A 502-nucleotide genomic window follows, 5' to 3' on the forward strand; every position below is an offset into this window, starting at 1 on the left:
TCGTGAAGATCCTTTCCACGCTGCTCAAGGCCGACGCGGGGACGACCCGAGTCAACGGCTTCGACGTCGCCACGCAACCGGCGAACGTGCGGGAGTCCATCAGCCTCACAGGACAGTTCGCCGCCGTCGACGAAATCCTCACCGGTCGGGAGAACCTCGTACTGGTCGCCCGGTTACGGCACCTCAAGAATCCCGGCAAGATCGCGGATGACCTGCTCGAGCGTTTCTCGCTGACCGACGCGGGCGCGCGGAAGGCGGCGACGTATTCGGGTGGCATGCGCCGCCGCCTCGACATCGCGATGAGCCTCATCGGGAATCCGCCGCTCATCTTCCTCGACGAGCCGACGACCGGGCTCGACCCCCAGGCGCGTATCGAGGTGTGGCAGACCGTCAAGGAACTCGCCGAGGGCGGCACGACGGTGCTGCTCACGACGCAGTACCTGGACGAGGCCGAACAACTCGCCGACCGGATCGCGATCCTGCACGAGGGCCGGATCATCGT

At 66.3% G+C, this 502-nt stretch carries 1 protein-coding gene; it reads left to right on the forward strand.

Translation table 11 applies throughout. From position 1 onward, the window contains the following. On the forward strand, positions 1–502 hold a 502-nt coding region (locus tag Pmi06nite_RS41670; RefSeq protein WP_203958783.1), incomplete at both ends, for an ATP-binding cassette domain-containing protein.

The organism is Planotetraspora mira, from assembly GCF_016863275.1.
Lineage (GTDB): Bacteria > Actinomycetota > Actinomycetes > Streptosporangiales > Streptosporangiaceae > Planotetraspora > Planotetraspora mira.